Annotated in this window: 15 protein-coding genes; 10 read left to right on the forward strand and 5 right to left on the reverse strand. The window is 69.1% G+C overall.

All coding sequences use genetic code 11. The features are described from left to right. The first annotated feature begins 44 nt into the window (after positions 1–44). Positions 45–1,361 (forward strand): MATE family efflux transporter, encoded by a 1,317-nt coding sequence (locus EDF39_RS01920; RefSeq protein WP_233572932.1) that lies wholly within the window; start codon positions 45–47, stop codon positions 1,359–1,361. A 24-nt stretch (positions 1,362–1,385) separates the two neighbouring features. Here EDF39_RS01920 and EDF39_RS01925 read toward each other — a convergent pair whose 3' ends face one another. Further along, positions 1,386–2,444, reverse strand: coding sequence for a LacI family DNA-binding transcriptional regulator (locus EDF39_RS01925; RefSeq protein WP_123940025.1), 1,059 nt, complete (start codon positions 2,442–2,444; stop codon positions 1,386–1,388). Positions 2,445–2,591: 147 nt separating this feature from the next. Between EDF39_RS01925 and EDF39_RS01930 the strand changes: the two genes are divergently transcribed. The 5 genes from EDF39_RS01930 to EDF39_RS01950 all read left to right on the forward strand — a co-directional run bounded on the left by EDF39_RS01930 (position 2,592) and on the right by EDF39_RS01950 (position 7,047). After that, positions 2,592–3,824 (forward strand): MFS transporter, encoded by a 1,233-nt coding sequence (locus EDF39_RS01930; RefSeq protein WP_123940027.1) that lies wholly within the window; start codon positions 2,592–2,594, stop codon positions 3,822–3,824. Between the two features lie 144 nt (positions 3,825–3,968). Then, entirely contained in the window at positions 3,969–4,664 is a 696-nt protein-coding gene (nucS, locus tag EDF39_RS01935; RefSeq protein ID WP_055964353.1) for an endonuclease NucS, read from the forward strand. Positions 4,665–4,782: 118 nt separating this feature from the next. Then, positions 4,783–5,037, forward strand: a complete 255-nt coding sequence (locus EDF39_RS01940; protein ID WP_123940029.1) for a hypothetical protein — start codon at positions 4,783–4,785, stop codon at positions 5,035–5,037. Positions 5,038–5,119: 82 nt separating this feature from the next. Next, positions 5,120–5,800, forward strand: coding sequence for an HAD hydrolase-like protein (locus tag EDF39_RS01945; protein ID WP_123940031.1), 681 nt, complete (start codon positions 5,120–5,122; stop codon positions 5,798–5,800). Then, positions 5,797–7,047, forward strand: coding sequence for a CynX/NimT family MFS transporter (locus EDF39_RS01950; protein ID WP_370275151.1), 1,251 nt, complete (start codon positions 5,797–5,799; stop codon positions 7,045–7,047). Before EDF39_RS01945 ends, EDF39_RS01950 begins: the two co-directional genes overlap by 4 nt. 27 nt (positions 7,048–7,074) lie before the next feature. Here EDF39_RS01950 and EDF39_RS01955 read toward each other — a convergent pair whose 3' ends face one another. After that, positions 7,075–7,938, reverse strand: coding sequence for an SDR family oxidoreductase (locus EDF39_RS01955; protein WP_123940033.1), 864 nt, complete (start codon positions 7,936–7,938; stop codon positions 7,075–7,077). A 58-nt stretch (positions 7,939–7,996) separates the two neighbouring features. Between EDF39_RS01955 and EDF39_RS01960 the strand changes: the two genes are divergently transcribed. The 3 genes from EDF39_RS01960 (at position 7,997) to EDF39_RS01970 (ending at position 10,024) form a co-directional block, all read left to right on the forward strand. Beyond that, positions 7,997–8,713: an SOS response-associated peptidase gene (locus EDF39_RS01960; protein ID WP_123940036.1), complete on the forward strand. Its 717-nt coding sequence runs from the start codon at positions 7,997–7,999 to the stop codon at positions 8,711–8,713. A gap of 71 nt (positions 8,714–8,784) precedes the next feature. Continuing rightward, entirely contained in the window at positions 8,785–9,258 is a 474-nt protein-coding gene (locus EDF39_RS01965) for a DUF4383 domain-containing protein (RefSeq protein ID WP_055964338.1), read from the forward strand. A gap of 184 nt (positions 9,259–9,442) precedes the next feature. Continuing rightward, positions 9,443–10,024 (forward strand): GIY-YIG nuclease family protein, encoded by a 582-nt coding sequence (locus EDF39_RS01970; RefSeq protein WP_123940038.1) that lies wholly within the window; start codon positions 9,443–9,445, stop codon positions 10,022–10,024. Here EDF39_RS01970 and EDF39_RS01975 read toward each other — a convergent pair. Further along, positions 10,013–10,915, reverse strand: a complete 903-nt coding sequence (locus EDF39_RS01975; RefSeq protein ID WP_123940040.1) for a zinc-ribbon domain-containing protein — start codon at positions 10,913–10,915, stop codon at positions 10,013–10,015. The two genes, EDF39_RS01970 and EDF39_RS01975, sit on opposite strands and share 12 nt — an antisense overlap. An 88-nt stretch (positions 10,916–11,003) precedes the next feature. On the opposite strand from EDF39_RS01975, the gene EDF39_RS01980 reads away from it, so the two are divergent. Continuing rightward, on the forward strand, positions 11,004–12,806 hold the full coding sequence (locus EDF39_RS01980) for a DUF2207 domain-containing protein (RefSeq protein WP_123940042.1): 1,803 nt from the start codon (positions 11,004–11,006) through the stop codon (positions 12,804–12,806). A gap of 90 nt (positions 12,807–12,896) precedes the next feature. On the opposite strand, the gene EDF39_RS01985 is transcribed toward EDF39_RS01980, so the two are convergent. Both EDF39_RS01985 and EDF39_RS01990 read right to left on the reverse strand, forming a co-directional pair. Next, on the reverse strand, positions 12,897–13,751 hold the full coding sequence (locus EDF39_RS01985; protein ID WP_123940044.1) for a thioredoxin domain-containing protein: 855 nt from the start codon (positions 13,749–13,751) through the stop codon (positions 12,897–12,899). A gap of 75 nt (positions 13,752–13,826) precedes the next feature. After that, entirely contained in the window at positions 13,827–14,786 is a 960-nt protein-coding gene (locus EDF39_RS01990; protein ID WP_123940046.1) for a manganese catalase family protein, read from the reverse strand. Position 14,787: the final 1 nt, after the last annotated feature.

Genomic DNA, 14,787 nt, shown 5'->3' on the forward strand with positions numbered 1-14,787 from the left:
TGCCGCGGCGAGGTTTCTCCTTCAAATTCGCGCGGGCTGCCCACGTGACGCGGGCACTCGACCGCGACATCGCCCGGCTGGCAGTGCCGGCGCTCGGCGCCCTCGTCGCCGAACCGCTCTTCCTCCTCACCGACACCGCCCTCGTCGGCCATCTCGGCGCCGCGCCCCTCGCGGGTCTCGGCATCGCGAGCGTGGTGCTGCAGACGGCGCTCGGCCTCCTCGTGTTCCTCGCCTATGCCACTACGCCGACCGTCGCCAGACGCCTCGGCGCCGGCGATCTCGCCGGAGCCATCCGCGCGGGAATCAACGGCATGTGGTTCGCCCTCCTCGTCGGCGCGATCCTGCTCCTCGTCGGGCTGACGACCGCAGGATCCCTCGGCACGGCTTTCGGCACCGCACCCGACGTGGCCTCGCAGGCGACGACGTACCTCCGCATCTCGGTGCTCGGCCTCCCCGCGATGCTCCTCGTGATCGCGGCGACCGGCCTCCTGCGCGGCCTGCAGAACACCCGCACGCCGCTCGTCGTCGCGACCGCCGGCTTCGCCGCGAATGCCGCCCTCAACGCCCTGTTCATCTACGGATTCGGCTGGGGCATTGCAGGCTCGGCGACCGGCACGGTCGTCGCTCAGTGGGCGATGGCGTCGGTCTACGTCGTGATCGCGGTGCGAGCCGCTCGTCGGGTCGGCTCATCGCTGCGCCCGGGGCTCGGCGGGGTCGGCCGGACCGCGTCGGCGGGCGGCTGGCTCCTCATACGCAGCGCGGCCCTGCGCTTCGCCATGCTCCTGACGGTCTGGGCCGCCGGCACTCTCGGCGTGACCGGGTTGGCGTCGATCCAGGTCGCGCTGACCCTTTTCTCGACGTTGGCCTTCGCCCTCGACGCACTCGCGATCGCGGGCCAGGCGATGGTCGGTCACGCACTCGGCGCCGGCGACGAGGGTCGGGTGAAGGCCATCACGCGACGCCTGGAGTTCTGGGGCGTGATCGGAGGGGCGGCTCTCGGCGCGGTGCTGATGGCGGTGTCCGGGATCCTGCCGTCGGTGTTCACGACCGATCCGGCCGTGCGCGCGCTGCTGCCGGGGGTGCTGCGCGCGATGGCGATCGGAATCCCTCTCGCGGGGCTCGTCTTCGTGCTCGACGGTGTGCTGCTGGGCGCCGGTGACGCCCGCTACCTCGCCTGGACGGGCCTCGTCAACGTCGCCGTTTACCTGCCGCTGCTGGCGTGGGCGCTGACCGCTCCGGTCGACGGTCGGCCGGTCGCCCTATGGATCGCGTTCGGTCTCGGCTACATCGGGGCTCGGGCGGTCACGCTCGGTCTGCGCAGGGCGTCGGGCCGGTGGATCGTGACGGGCCCGGCACGCTAGTTCGGCCGGCTCAGGCGGGACAGGTCAGCGAGCCCGAGCCGTAGTCGCACCACGCCGGAACGCGCTCGTGAACGCCACCGATCGCGCCTCACGCCCCGCCAGCAGATCGACGAGCGCCCGCCCGGCCGCGCGCCCCTTCTCGAGGCCCGGCTGCACCATCGTCGTCAGCTCCGGCACGAGCGGATCGTCGACCCGCACGCCGTCGAATCCCACGACGCTGAGGTCGCCGGGCACGTCGAGGCCGAGTTCGTGCGCCGCACGGATCACCCCGGCCGCGAGCAGGTCGCTCTGCGCGATGATCGCGGTCGGGCGCTCCGCCGATTCGCTCGCACCCGGGTCGAGCAGGGCGTGGCCAGCCAGGCGTCCCTCGTCGATCGTGCTGCCGAGGGTCGCTACTCCGCCGATCGAGGGGTAGACCTCTTGCGCCCCCCGGATCCGCTCCAGCGCCGTGAACGACGTCGCCCGGTCGATTCGGGCGGGGTTCAGGACCCCGCGGTGCCGGTCACGGTCGAGCTCGAGCGTCACGAGAGCGACGCGACGATGGCCGAGGTCGTGCAGGTGCGCGGCGAGCGCACGGGTCGCCTCGCGACTGTCGAGCCCGACGTCGACCACGCCGGGAAGCGGGCGTCCTTCGATGGCGACCACCGGGATCCCACGTTTCTGCACGATCCTGACCTTGTCGTCGACGACCGGGCTGCACCCGAACAGCACGGCCGCGTCGATGGGCGCGTCGACCAGCGCCGACCCGGGCCCGGCCGACTCGGTCAGCAGCAGAAGCGAATTGCCCGCGGCTCCGGTCACGTCGGCGATGCCGTCGAGCATGGCGAGGTTCATCGGGTCGCGGAACGCTTCGCGGAGCGCCTCTTCGAGCACGACGCCGATGATGCCCGAGCGGCCTCGCCTCAGAGATCGAGCACGAGGATCCGGCCCGTCGTAGCCCAGCTCCAGAGCCGCCTGGCGCACTCGCTCTCGCGTTGCCTCCGCCACGGGCCCCGAGCCGTTGAAGGCGAGCGACGCCGTGGACGGCGAGACGCCGGCCAGCTTGGCTACGGCTGCCAGAGTGGCTCGCACGGGCTCGGTCATGCTCGGGCTCTCTGGGTCATGCATCGACCTTAGTCGAATCGATTCGACGCGGCACTTGCGGGGCGGGACGAGACGTTGCTAGCGTGACGGAGTCGGATCCTCGAATCGATTCGACTCTGGCTTTCCCCTCGACTTGTGAGTGAACCAATGGCGTCCCCCTCCCTCGATACCCGCACCTACGACGGTGGCCTCACCCGCTACGACGTGGTGCGCTGGCGCAACGCCCTCTTCATCGTGTTCGCCCTCTCCGGCCTCTCGATCGCGAGCTGGTTGGGGCGCATCCCCAGCATCCGCGACCTGCTGCACGCCTCGACGCTCGAGATGGGCTTTCTCGCCGGAGGCATCAGCGTGGGGTCGATCGCGGGCGTGACGCTCTCGAGCCACGTCATCGCGCGATTCGGGGCTCGGCGCACCTCGCTCTACGCCCTGATGCTGGTCGCCTTCGGGCTCGTCTTCGCCGGGCTCAGCACGGCGCTCGGCGGTGGCTTCTGGGCGATCCTGGTCGGCATGGCCGTCTTCGGCTACGGCAACGGCACGCTCGACGTGGCGATGAACGTGTCGGGGGCCGCCGCCGAACGCGTGCTCGGGCGCACGGTGATGCCGCTGTTCCACGCCTCGTTCAGTCTCGGCACGATGGTCGGAGCCGCTCTCGGCGCCGGCGCCGAGCTGATCGACCTGCCCGTCTCGATACACGTGTCGGTCATCGCCGTGGTGGTCGCGGTCGTCGGGGTGATCGTCACGCGCTGGTACCAGTCCGAAGAGCTCGGGCACGCGGTACGCGAAGACGACGGGCCCGCATCGACCGGCTGGCGGTCGCGCCTCGCGATCTGGACCACGCCCGGCACCCTTCTGATCGGTCTCATCGTGCTCGGCATGGCGACCGCCGAGGGCTCAGCCAACGACTGGCTCGCCCTCGCCATGGTCGACGGGCACGACGTGAGCAACGTGGCGGGCACGACGATCCTCTTCGTGTTCCTCACCGCCATGACCGTCGCTCGCATCGCCGGATCGCCGCTCATCGACAAATACGGCCGCGTGCCCATGCTGCGCGTGACAGCCGCGTCGGCGGTCGTCGGGCTGCTGCTCGTGATCCTCGCCCCGACCGTCTGGCTCGCCGTCGTCGGTGTCGTGTTCTGGGGGTTCGGTGCGGCGCTCGGGTTCCCGGTCGGTCTGTCGGCCGCCGCCGACGACTCGCGCAATGCCGCCGCCCGCGTGAGTGCGGTCGCGACGATCGGCTACGTGGCCTTCCTGGTGCTGCCTCCCGTGATCGGGTTCCTGGGCGAGCACTTCGGGCTCCTGAATGCGCTGTTCGTGGTGCTCGTGCTGATCGTCGCCGCCGGCCTCGCGTCCGGTGCCGCGAGGGAGCCCGCCCGCCGCTGACCTGCCCCCCTCCGAATTTGAAGGAGATTTCGGCCTGGCGCGACGAACTCATGCGGATCCGGGCCCGCCGACGCAGTTTTCTCCTTCAAATTCGGAGGGGTAGCCGGTGAGGAGCCCGCCCGCCGCAGCGACTAGGCTTCCCGGGTGCGTCTCGTCATTGCTCGCTGCTCGGTCGACTACGCCGGGCGCCTCTCCGCTCATCTCCCTCTCGCCACCCGGCTCCTCATGGTCAAGAGCGACGGCAGCCTTCTCGTCCACTCCGACGGGGGCAGCTACAAGCCGCTGAACTGGATGAGCCCGCCCTGCACCATCACCATGGGCGAGCCCGACGACGAGCAGGCCGAGGCCGGAATCGCCGAGGTCTGGAAGGTCGTCCAGGGCAAGACCAACGACGTCCTGCTCGTGTCGATCTACGAGATCTTGCACGACTCCGCCCACGAGCTGGGCGTCGACCCGGGCCTCGTCAAGGACGGCGTCGAGGCACACCTCCAGAAGCTCATGGCCGAGCAGATCGAGGTGCTCGGCGACGGCCACACGCTGGTGCGGCGCGAGTACATGACCGCGATCGGCCCGGTCGACATCCTCGCTCGTGACGCGAAGGGGGCGGCGGTCGCCGTTGAGATCAAACGCCGCGGCGACATCGACGGGGTCGAGCAGCTCACCCGCTATCTCGAGTTGATGAACCGCGACCCTCATCTCAAGCCTGTTCAGGGGGTGTTCGCCGCGCAAGAGATCAAGCCGCAGGCGCGGACGCTGGCGGAAGACCGCGGCATCCGCTGCGTCGTTCTCGACTACGACGCGATGCGCGGGCTCGACGACGGGCACTCGCGCCTGTTCTGAGCGCCGCTGAATGTAGCTGGGCGGGGCCGACCGGAACAGTCGGCCCAACTGAAATACATATTGACATTGTGAGACAAGCTCGTAGGATTTGATATACCCAATCCGAAAGGCTTCTCCAATGACCTCCGTGCAGACCGCGCCCACTCGTGCTCGTGCCCGCAACCGCACCGCCCGTTCCAACAGCCCCCTTTTCGACGAGCTGGCCGCGAAGATCCCCGCGTCGACCCGCCCCCTCGCGCCGATCCTCCCGAAGGCCGGTACCACGGAGGCCCGCACCACCGAGGCCGGCACCACGGTCGCCGGCCTGATCGTCCGCATGCTCGACGACGACACCAAGGCCACCCGCCGCTGGCCCTTCCACTCCGTCCAGTAGGGCACGCGCCACGCAGGCCAGTAGGGCACGCGCGACGCAGGCCAGTCGGGCACGCGCCACGCAGGCCCGTAGGCTGGAAACAATGAGCTACAAGTTCCCCTATTCGGCCGTGCTGTTCGATCTCGACGGAACGATCGCCGACTCCGCACCCGGCATCACCTCGACCCTGGCGAGCACGCTCCAGCAACTCGGGCACCCCGTCCCCGCCCCGGCACAGCTTCTCGAGTGGGTCGGCCCGCCGCTGCCCGAGAGCTTCACCCGTCGGCTCGGCCTCGTCGGTGACGACCTCGACCGTGCCATGGCCCTCTATCGACGCGAGTACCTCGCCCGGGGTGCGCTCGACAGCGTCATCTTTCCCGGCATGGAAGACCTGCTCCGCCGAGTCCACGAGGCGGGTCTGCCGGTGTCGACGGCCACCTCGAAACCGGAGACCCCGGCCACGCTGATGCTCGACCATTTCGGGCTGAGCCGCTACCTTGACGTGATCACCGGGGCCAGCGACGACGAGAAGCGCGGGGCCAAGGCCGACGTCGTCGAAGAGGCCCTGCATCGCCTGAGCGCCCGCGGAGCCGATGTGTCGCGCCCCGTCCTCGTCGGTGACCGGCACCACGACATCGACGGTGGTGCGGCACACGGGGTTCCCACGATCTTCGTGGAGTGGGGCTACGGCAGCGTCGAGGAGCAGGCGGGCGCGATCGCCGTCGCCTCCGACCCCGACGAGCTCGCCCTTCTCCTAGGGCTGCCCGCGCAGACCCGCCGGTGAGCCGCCGCACACTGGCCCGGTCGACCGTACGGTCTCCTGCCGCCTGGTTTCTGACCCTCGCGATCGTTCTGATCGCGCTGAACCTCCGCGGACCCATCGTCGCGACGGCACCCGTCATCGACACGATCAAATCCGACCTCGGCATCGGTGCGCTCGTCGCCGGCCTCCTGACGAGCATCCCCGTGCTGTGCTTCGCACTCGCGAGCCCGCTCGCAGCGGGGGTCATCGGGCGACTCGGCGCAGAACGAGCCGTCACCATCGGCCTCCTCGGCGTCGTGGCCGGCATTCTGATCCGCTCCGGCGGATCGCAGGCGATGCTCATCGTCGGCACGGTGATTCTGGGCGTCTCGATCACGATCGGAAACGTCGTGCTGCCCGTCGTCATCCGCCGCGACTTCTCTCCGGAGCGCGTCGGGTTCGTGACCGGCATCTACACATCGGCCCTCAACGTCGGGTCGATGATTACCTCCCTCGGCACGGCCCCGCTGGCCGACGCGACGGGGTGGCCTCTGGCGCTGATCATCTGGGGCACGTTCGCCGTGATCGCCGGAGGTGTCTGGATCCTCGCCGTCGGAATCCGCCCCGCCGTCACGGGCGAGGGCAGCCGCACCGACAAGGACGTCGTGACCGGGCCGATCGAGGTCATCACCGCGAGCATCCCGCAGGTCTCGGTCGACGACGAACGGAGTCTGCTGCGGCGGGCCTCCACCTGGGGCCTCACGCTGGCCTTCGCCGGTCAAGCGTTCAGCTACTACGGCCTCACCGCGTGGATCCCGACGCTCCTCCACGACGAGGTGGGCCTGAGCCGCTCCGGTGCCGGTGCGAGTTCGTCGGTCTTTCAGATCCTCGCCGTCGTCGGGGCGCTCGGAGTGCCGTTCCTCGCCCTCCGAGTGCGCCCGGTCGTGATCGTCGGCATCGTCAGCGCGCTCTGGATCGTCATGCCCCTCGGCCTCCTCCTCGCCCCGCAGTTCTGGCTCTTGTGGTCGATCTCGGGCGGCATGGCTCAGGGCGGCGGTATCACGATCATCTTCATCATCATCGTGAGGATGGTCACAAGCGACCGCGAGGCACGACGCCTATCGGCACTCGTGCAGGGCGGCGGCTACGCCATTGCGGCGCTCGGACCGATCGTGGTCGGAGCCGTCCACGACTCGTCCGGCACCTGGACGGCCCCCATGATCGTCGTGCTGTTCTCGGTGCTGACTCTCGGAGTGAGCGGCGTCCTCTCGGCCCGCCGCGTCCGCTGACCCCGCCCGTCTCAGATCAGCACGGGATCAGCCCAGCAGATCCTCGAGCGACATCGGCCGACGCCCGATGATCGCCTCGACGTCGGGAGACACCGACTCAAGCTCTCCCGACGCGATCGACGTGTAGGTCGACACCCACGCGTCGGCGAGCCAGGGCTCCGGCTGCCACTTCTTGCGCGACTGGTAGGCCTCCTCGACGGTCTCGTTGTGGAAGGTGACGGGCTTGCCGGTTGTGCGGGCGAGGAGCTCCGCAGCCTCGGCCAACGAGAACGCGTTCGGCCCGGTCAGTTCGTACGTCTTCTGACGATGAGCCTCAGGATCCGACAGAACCCGCGCCACCACCGCCGCCACGTCTGCCCGGGCGACCGCTGCCATCCGCCCCTCGCCCGCCGGCCCGCGAATCGCCCCGTCTTCGCCCACCAGTTCTGGCACGAAGTCGAGATAGAAGCTGTCGCGAACGATCGTGAACCGCTTGCCGGTGTCTTTGATCCGCTGCTCCGTAGCCCAGTGGTCGCGAGCCAGCGTGAAGATCGCGTCTTCGGCGGCGCCGATGAACGACGTGTAGACGATGTGCAACACGCCCGAGTCGACCGCGGCCTCGATGAAGTCGAGGTGCTGCTGCAACCGGTCGGGGGCCTCGGCGCCCGACACCATGAAGAGCGTCTCGATGCCGCGGAGGGCGTCCATGCTCGACTCGCGCTGACCGTACGCGGCGACCGCGACCTCCGCCCCGTCGAGCTGGGGTGCCTTGGCGGCGTTGCGGACGATGAGGCGCTGCCGGACGCCCGCCTCCGAGAGCATCGTGGCGACGGCACCTCCGACGTGGCCGGAAGCGCCGGTGACGGCGATTGTGGGGGCGGGGAGGGCCGGATCCTGAAGCTGGTCTGTCATGGGGTCAGCCAACCACTCGCGCCTCCCGGTTGTCGGTGCTCGGGAGCAGAATGGCGGCATGTGCGGTCGTTTCGTCGTTGCCCGAGCCACATCAGATCTTCTGCCGAGCCTGCTCGACTCGCTGGCGTCGGCGGAAGCCCGAGCCGATTTGGCCGACCACGGCCTCCCCGAGTCGTTCAACGTCGCGCCCACCGACCGGGTCTCGGCCGTTCGCGAGCGGCACGGCGAGCGCGAGCTCGCCTCTCCGCGCTGGGGCTTCGTGCCGTCGTGGTACCCCGACCTGAAGAAACGCCCCCAGCCGATCAACGCGCGGATCGAGACGGTCTCGACGAGCGGCATGTTCCGCAAGGCGTTCGCGGGCGGTCGCTGCATCATTCCGGCGCAGGGCTACTACGAGTGGGTCGTCACCGAGACCGGCAAGCAGCCGCACTACATCTTCGAGCCCGGAGCGGCACTCGCGATGGCGGGCATCGTGACCGCATGGCCCGACCGATCGAAGGCGGAAGATGACCCCGACCGCTGGGTGCTGTCGACGGCGATCATCACGCGCGACGCGCATGTGGCGCCGGGCGAGGTGCACGACCGGATGCCGGCCTGCCTGACGCCGGAGTCGTTCGACGCGTGGCTAGATCCTGCGCTCGATGCCGACTCGGCCCTCGCCCTGCTCGACGGCGACAGTCTTGAGGTCGCGCACGCCCTCACGCACTACGAGGTCTCCCGCGACGCCAACAGCGTGCGCAACAACGGTCCGCAGCTGATCGAGCCGCTGGGGTGAGGGGTGTCGGCGCAGGGGGCCGAGAGGGTGAAGAATAGAGGCGTACTGCACCCTCGAGAGGATTCCCCGCGATGACCACCACCACGACCTCGAAGATCCGCTACGGCTACGCCGCCGGCCCGGCCCAGGTCGCCGCGCTCGTCGTCGCGATCCTCTTCATCCTGCTCGGCATCGCCGGGTTCATTCCCGGCATCACCACCAACCTCGGCTCGATCCGGTTCGCCGGGCCCGACTCCGACGCGATGATCTTCGGGCTGTTCCAGACCGCCGTGCTGCGCAACGCCCTGTACCTGCTGATCGGCCTCGCCGGTCTCGGGGCCGCGGGCAAGCGCCTCAACTCGACGCTCTACATCGCCGGCGCAGGCATGCTCATGCTGACCCTCTGGCTGTACGGCATCCTCTTCGGTAACAGCGACTTCGGCGGCAACATCTTCCCGTCGAACCTCAACGACTACGCCCTCGACTTCTGCGTCGGGCTGGGGCTGCTGATCCTCGCCCTGTCGACCAGCCAGCTCGCGCTGTTCGGCAGCGACTACGAGGAGTAGCGCTCGGAGCGTCGCTGCGGCCGTAAGTGCTGCCGCTGCCGCTTCAGCTGCCGAAAGTGCCCAAATCGTCGTCTGATCTGCTCAGATAGGCCAATTTGGGCACTTTCGTCGTCTCGGCGGTCATCGGCGGTGCCGGCCAGCGATCACCGACCGCGATGTCGGCGGCCGGCCCTAACGTACGAGCATGACATCGAACACCTCAGCGGCACCGGCCACCGTCGGGCTCGCGTGCGTCGCACCGGGCTGCCCGCGACCCGCCGCCTCCGACGCACCCCTCCCCCTCTGCGACCGGCACTTCGACATCGCCGCCGAGTGGTCAGCCCGCACCGAGGGCGTCACCGACACCCTGCCGTCGCCCTGCCTCGCGTGCGGGTCGCGCCTCGGCGTCCGCTACCCGAGCGGCTGGCTCTGCGCCGTGTGCGAGTGGCGCTACGGCGAGGTTCCCGACGGCGAACTGCCCACGCCCCGCGTCGACGTCGTCTATTACATCCGCTTCGACGACCGGATCAAGATCGGCACGTCGTCGAATCCGCGGCAGAGGCTCACGCGGATCTGGCACGACGCCGTGCTGGCATTCGAGCGGGGTGGGCGCGACGTCGAGCAGAAGCGGCACGCCGAGTTCGCGGCCGACAGGTTCGACCGGACGGAGTGGTTCCGGCCGAGCGACGCCCTAGCGGAACACATCGCCGTGGTGGGGGCGGCTGGGCCGGATCCTTGGGGTCTGTACGCCCGGTGGGTCAGCGAGGCGATGGCGCTACGAACCTGAGGCCGGCCGCAGGTAGGCGTCGACGAAGAGCGACCCGCGAATGTCGCGCAGCCGGTCGAGCAGCGCCGGAACAGTCTGCTTCGTCAGGCCCGAGGCGACGAGATCGTAGGGGCCGAGCGGTTGCAACTTGCCGGTGCGCACCCGGATCACCTCCCACCCGGCGGCGCGCAGCAGCCGGTCTTTGCGGCGGTCGGCGACCTCGCGCTTGCCGACGTGCTCGAGCCCGTGCCGACCCGTCGAGTCGTACTCGATCGCGACGCGGAGCTCGGGCAGCAGAATGTCGGGCCACGCCTCGAGGTGGTCGAAGAACGGCTGAGCGAGCCGGACCGCGTTGACCCCGGCCGCGAATTCGAGCCGTGCCGCGAGATCGGCCCGCAGCTGCGCTTCGACGGCCGACGCGGGCGGGGGCGCGCACAGGCTCGCGAAGGGTTCGCCGACGGCAAGGGCCGGCGTCTTGGCACAGAGCGCCGAGACGGAAGAAGCACGACGCGCACTGGCGGGTCGTCGTGCGGGCGCCGACGCGCGTGAAATCGAAGGATCCGGCGCAAGCGCCGCCGCCAACGCCGCTGTCGCCGACGTTCGGCGGGGTGCCGCCATTTCGAGGCACGCCGGGCACCACGACGATCGGCGCCGCTCTCGCCCCGGCCGCGCCCGCTGCTCCTCCGGCGTCGCGACGAAGACATGCCCCGTCTCGCACTGCCAGCAGAGAAACACGTCGGCCGCGGGCGGCACCTGGGTCAGCATGATGCCGCCGTTGTATTCGGGGTGGTACTGGCGCACGAGCACCGGGTACGGCGCCCACGCGTCTCGGTAGGTGCCGACGGCATAGGGCACGGCGGACCGGCGCGACAGCTGACGTCGCGCCCACCAGGCGAGGATCGGCTCGGGCACGGCAGCAGGCTACGACGAACCTCCGACATCGAGCACCGGCGTCCGCGCACCTACCCACCCACCCTCGCGCGGCCCCTAGGCTCGACGAATGAGAAGGATCACCGTCGCCCTCGCTCTGCTCGCCGTGCTCGGCCTCCCGCTCGGCCTGCTGCTCGGCCCGACGACCCCCGCGCATGCCGGCGTCGACGACTTCCGCTTCAGCAGCATGGACGCGAAGTACTCGCTGTCGACCGACGCCGACGGCCACTCGACGCTCCGCACCGTCGAGACCCTCGTGGCCGAGTTTCCGGAGTCGAACCAGAACCACGGCATCCGCCGCACCCTCGTCGACAGCTACGACGGTCATCCGACGGGCCTCCGCATCCAGTCGGTGACGGATCAGAACGGCACGCCACGCGAGTACACGGTCGATGAGGGCACCGAGGTGACGATCCGCGACGACGAATTCGTGCACGGTCGGCAGGTCTATGTGCTCACCTACACGCAGCAGAACGTGACTCTGCCGAAGTCGAGCTCGGGCAACGACGAGTTCTACTGGGACGTCAACGGCACCGACTGGGCGCAGCCATTCGATCGCGTCACCGCGACCGTCACGGTGAGCCCCTCTCTTGCTGACGCTCTGACCGGTGACGTGGCGGCGGCCCAGGGCACTCAAGGATCGACGAAGTCGGCCGCCATCGAACGCACCGGCGACCGCACGGTCACCGCTTCCGCCCGGAATCTCGCGGCGCACGAGAATCTCACCCTCGCGATCGGCTTCACGGCCGGTACCTTCACCCCGCGAGCCGGCGGGGTCTTCGATTCTCCCTGGCCGATCCTCTCGCTGGTCGGCGCTCTCATCGCCCTGGCCGGACTGATCGCCGCGGTCGCACTGCGTCGCGGCCGTCTCGCCGACGCCCCGGGCCGGCCGACCATCGTCGCCGAGTACCGTCCGCCCGCCGGTGTCGGGGTCGTCTTCGCCGGGCACTTCCTTCGCCGTACGGCCACCGCGGCCGAGCTTCTGGCGCTGGCGGTCGACGGCCACCTGCGGCTGGTCGAGAAGCCGGGCAAGGGAAAGCCGAAGTTCGCGCTGGAGTTCGTGACCGCCGACGGGGTCGACGACGACGGACTGGTGTTCTTGCACGCCCTCTTCGGTGACCCGCTCGTGCCGGGCAAAGAGCGCGACGTGGTGTCAAAGAACAAGAATGCGATCACGAGGATCCAGAGCCTGTACAGCGGTCTCCCGGCCCGCGCCGTGCGGGAGGGTTATCGCCGCCCGATCCACGCGCGCACGGTCGCCGCCGTGCTCGTCCCGGTCGCCGTGGGTGGTCTCGCCGGCCTCGTCTTCGGAATCGTCTCTGTGGTAACCGTCTTCGGCGGTTTCTGGCCCGTGCTCGCGATCCCGGTGGCCGTGATCGCCCTCGCAATCGCACCCGTGCTCGTCATCCGACGCCCACTCACCGCCAAGGGCGCGGAGCTCCGCGACCAGCTGCGCGGCCTCGAGGTCTACATCAAGCAGGCCGAGGCCGACCGTCTCGCGTACCTCCAGTCGCCGGAGGGTGCAGAGAGGATGCGCCCGAGTGACGGGGATCAGAGCGGCGAGCTGGCGGATCCTCGTCTGTCACTGGGTGACGCCTCCTGGCTCCGGTTGAACGAGAAGCTGCTGCCGTGGGCGGCGCTCGTCGGCGAACAGAAGCGGTGGTCTCGCGAACTCGGAGAGCACTACGAGGAGGGTGGATCTCAGCCCGAGTGGTACGCCGGGCACACCGCGTTCACTCCGGCGGTGTTCGCGTCGAGTATCGGCGGCTTCTCGACGTCGACGACGTCGTCGTTCAGCGCGATGAACGGAGGGAGCACCGGCGGTGTCTCGTCGGGGGGCGGCGGAGGCGGCGGTGGGGGTGGCGGCGTCTAGCGCCTGCAGGCACAGCGACGCGGATCGGCCATACCGACGCGGCTAACCCCGTCGCTATGGCCGATCCGCGTCAGAAGGGGCCCGCGCGACCTACTTGTCGATCTCGGCCAGCAGGTCGGTCGAACCGCTCCACAGGGTGCCGTTGACGAACACGGTCGGTGTGCCGAATCCGCCCTGCGCCGGGTTGACCAGCGACTTGTCGGCGAGCACGCGGTTCGTCTCGGCGGTGACCCAGCTGCCGAACTCCTCGTCGTCGATGCACGAGCTGACCGACGCGTCGGTCACCCCGCCGTCACGAACGAGCTTCTTGATCTGCGTGTCACTCAGCCCATTCGACCCCTCGGCCGGCTGATTATCGTAGAACTCCGTCTGGACGGAGAGGAAGTTGTCGGGGTCGTAGTTCGCGACGCACGCCGCCGCATTGGCTGCGCGGCTGGCGTAGCGGCTGTTCTGGTAGTTGCGGTCGAGGATCGACACCGGGTGGATCTCGAGGGTCGCCTTGCCCGCCGCGACGCGCGACAGGATGTCTTTCGAGTAGCTGGCCTCGAACTGCTTGCAGACCGGGCAGGCCCAGTCAATGTAGGTGACGACCTTGGCCGCGCCGTCGGCGTTCGACGTGGCCACCGGCGACGGCGTGGCACTGGCCTTGACACCCGCCGTCGCGACGGGCTCGACCTTGCCGTCGACACCCTGGAACTGGATGCCGTCGGTGACCATGTTCTTCGGGCCGGCGTCGCTCGAGACGCGAGTGGTGCTGCCGCTGTTCGACGCCTGCACGACCAGGATGATCACCACGACGATCGCCGCGATGGCGAGGCCGATACCGCCCTGTAAGAAGATGCGGTTGCGTAGACGGCGCTTGCGTTCTTCTTCTTGGCGCTTCTTCGCTACTTCGCGAGCGTGCTCGCGGCGGGCGTTCTTGCTCGGCCGTTCGGCGTTCGACATCGGAAAATCCCTGCTCTCGGTGTGGCCTCTACTCTCGCACGCCACCCCGAGAGGCAGGGAGTCCCCGTCGAACGACTATTTGGCCGTGGGGCCGTAGAACGAGTTGATCTCCTGCAGCTCGAGGTCGGCGGTCTCCTGAATCAGGGCGAGCAGATCCTTGTCGAGACCCGGCGCGAACTCTTCGAGGCGCTCGTCCGAGATCTGCGAGGGAACACCGACGGGGGCCTGTTCGGTGGCGGTGAGATCGGTGCCGTCCTTCGACGGCGACGGACCGCGGAAGATCTTCGACGCCTCGCTCTTGCCGTCGAGGTCGAGGTCGAACGAGTACTGCTTGCTCTGCAGACCGAGGTCGACCAGCTTCTTCACCTCCGGGAACTTCTCGGCGTTCGTCTTCGGGATCGGCAGCAGCGTCTTCCAGTCGACGCCGAGCGTCTCGAGCGCCTTCGCGTAGGCGTTCTCGTGCGCCTGATCGCGGACGATCAGATAGGCGAGCGTGCCGCGGGCGGTGGCGTTGTCGGTCATCTCGTAGATGCGGCACTTCTGCAGGCGACCGGTCGACTCGAGCATCAGGTTGTACAGCAGGTCGAGGGGCAGGTTTCCGGAGTTGTAGACGTAGCTTCCCGACCACGGGTTTCCGACCGAGTCGACCGGGAGTGCGCCCTGCGCACCGACCAGGTAATGATGGATGTTGCCCGCGCCCAGGGCGAGGTTGAGAGGTGTGGCGCCGCCGGATCCTGGGGTGTCCAGTGGGTCGGTGAGCTTGCCCGTGTACTCGGGCGAACCGTCGAGCAGGCGCGAAATCGTCGTGCCGATGAGCTCGACGTGGCTGATCTCTTCGGTGCCGACGCCCTGGATGAGGTCGCGGTAGGGCTTCGCGGCTGCCCCGCGGAAGTTCATGGCCTGGAACAGGTACTGCATCATCGTGCGCATCTCGCCGAACTGGCCGCCGAGGCCCTCCTGCAGCGCGTTGGCGGCGGCCGGATCGGGCTCGCCGTCGGTGATCTCGTTGATCCATGTCTGAGCGTGGAAGTACATT

Origin of the sequence: Frondihabitans sp. PhB161 (assembly GCF_003814635.1) — a bacterium.
GTDB lineage: Bacteria > Actinomycetota > Actinomycetes > Actinomycetales > Microbacteriaceae > Frondihabitans.

Bases quoted from the DNA above. Each gene is read 5' to 3' on its own strand.
- EDF39_RS01925 (WP_123940025.1), bottom strand. From the start codon at position 2,444: ATGACCGAGCCCGTGCGAGCCACTCTGGCAGCCGTAGCCAAGCTGGCC.
- EDF39_RS01930 (WP_123940027.1), top strand. From the start codon at position 2,592: ATGGCGTCCCCCTCCCTCGATACCCGCACCTACGACGGTGGCCTCACC.
- EDF39_RS01940 (WP_123940029.1), top strand. From the start codon at position 4,783: ATGACCTCCGTGCAGACCGCGCCCACTCGTGCTCGTGCCCGCAACCGC.
- EDF39_RS01945 (WP_123940031.1), top strand. From the start codon at position 5,120: ATGAGCTACAAGTTCCCCTATTCGGCCGTGCTGTTCGATCTCGACGGA.
- EDF39_RS01955 (WP_123940033.1), bottom strand. From the start codon at position 7,938: ATGACAGACCAGCTTCAGGATCCGGCCCTCCCCGCCCCCACAATCGCC.
- EDF39_RS01960 (WP_123940036.1), top strand. From the start codon at position 7,997: ATGTGCGGTCGTTTCGTCGTTGCCCGAGCCACATCAGATCTTCTGCCG.
- EDF39_RS01965 (WP_055964338.1), top strand. From the start codon at position 8,785: ATGACCACCACCACGACCTCGAAGATCCGCTACGGCTACGCCGCCGGC.
- EDF39_RS01970 (WP_123940038.1), top strand. From the start codon at position 9,443: ATGACATCGAACACCTCAGCGGCACCGGCCACCGTCGGGCTCGCGTGC.
- EDF39_RS01980 (WP_123940042.1), top strand. From the start codon at position 11,004: ATGAGAAGGATCACCGTCGCCCTCGCTCTGCTCGCCGTGCTCGGCCTC.
- EDF39_RS01985 (WP_123940044.1), bottom strand. From the start codon at position 13,751: ATGTCGAACGCCGAACGGCCGAGCAAGAACGCCCGCCGCGAGCACGCT.
- EDF39_RS01990 (WP_123940046.1), bottom strand. From the start codon at position 14,786: ATGTACTTCCACGCTCAGACATGGATCAACGAGATCACCGACGGCGAG.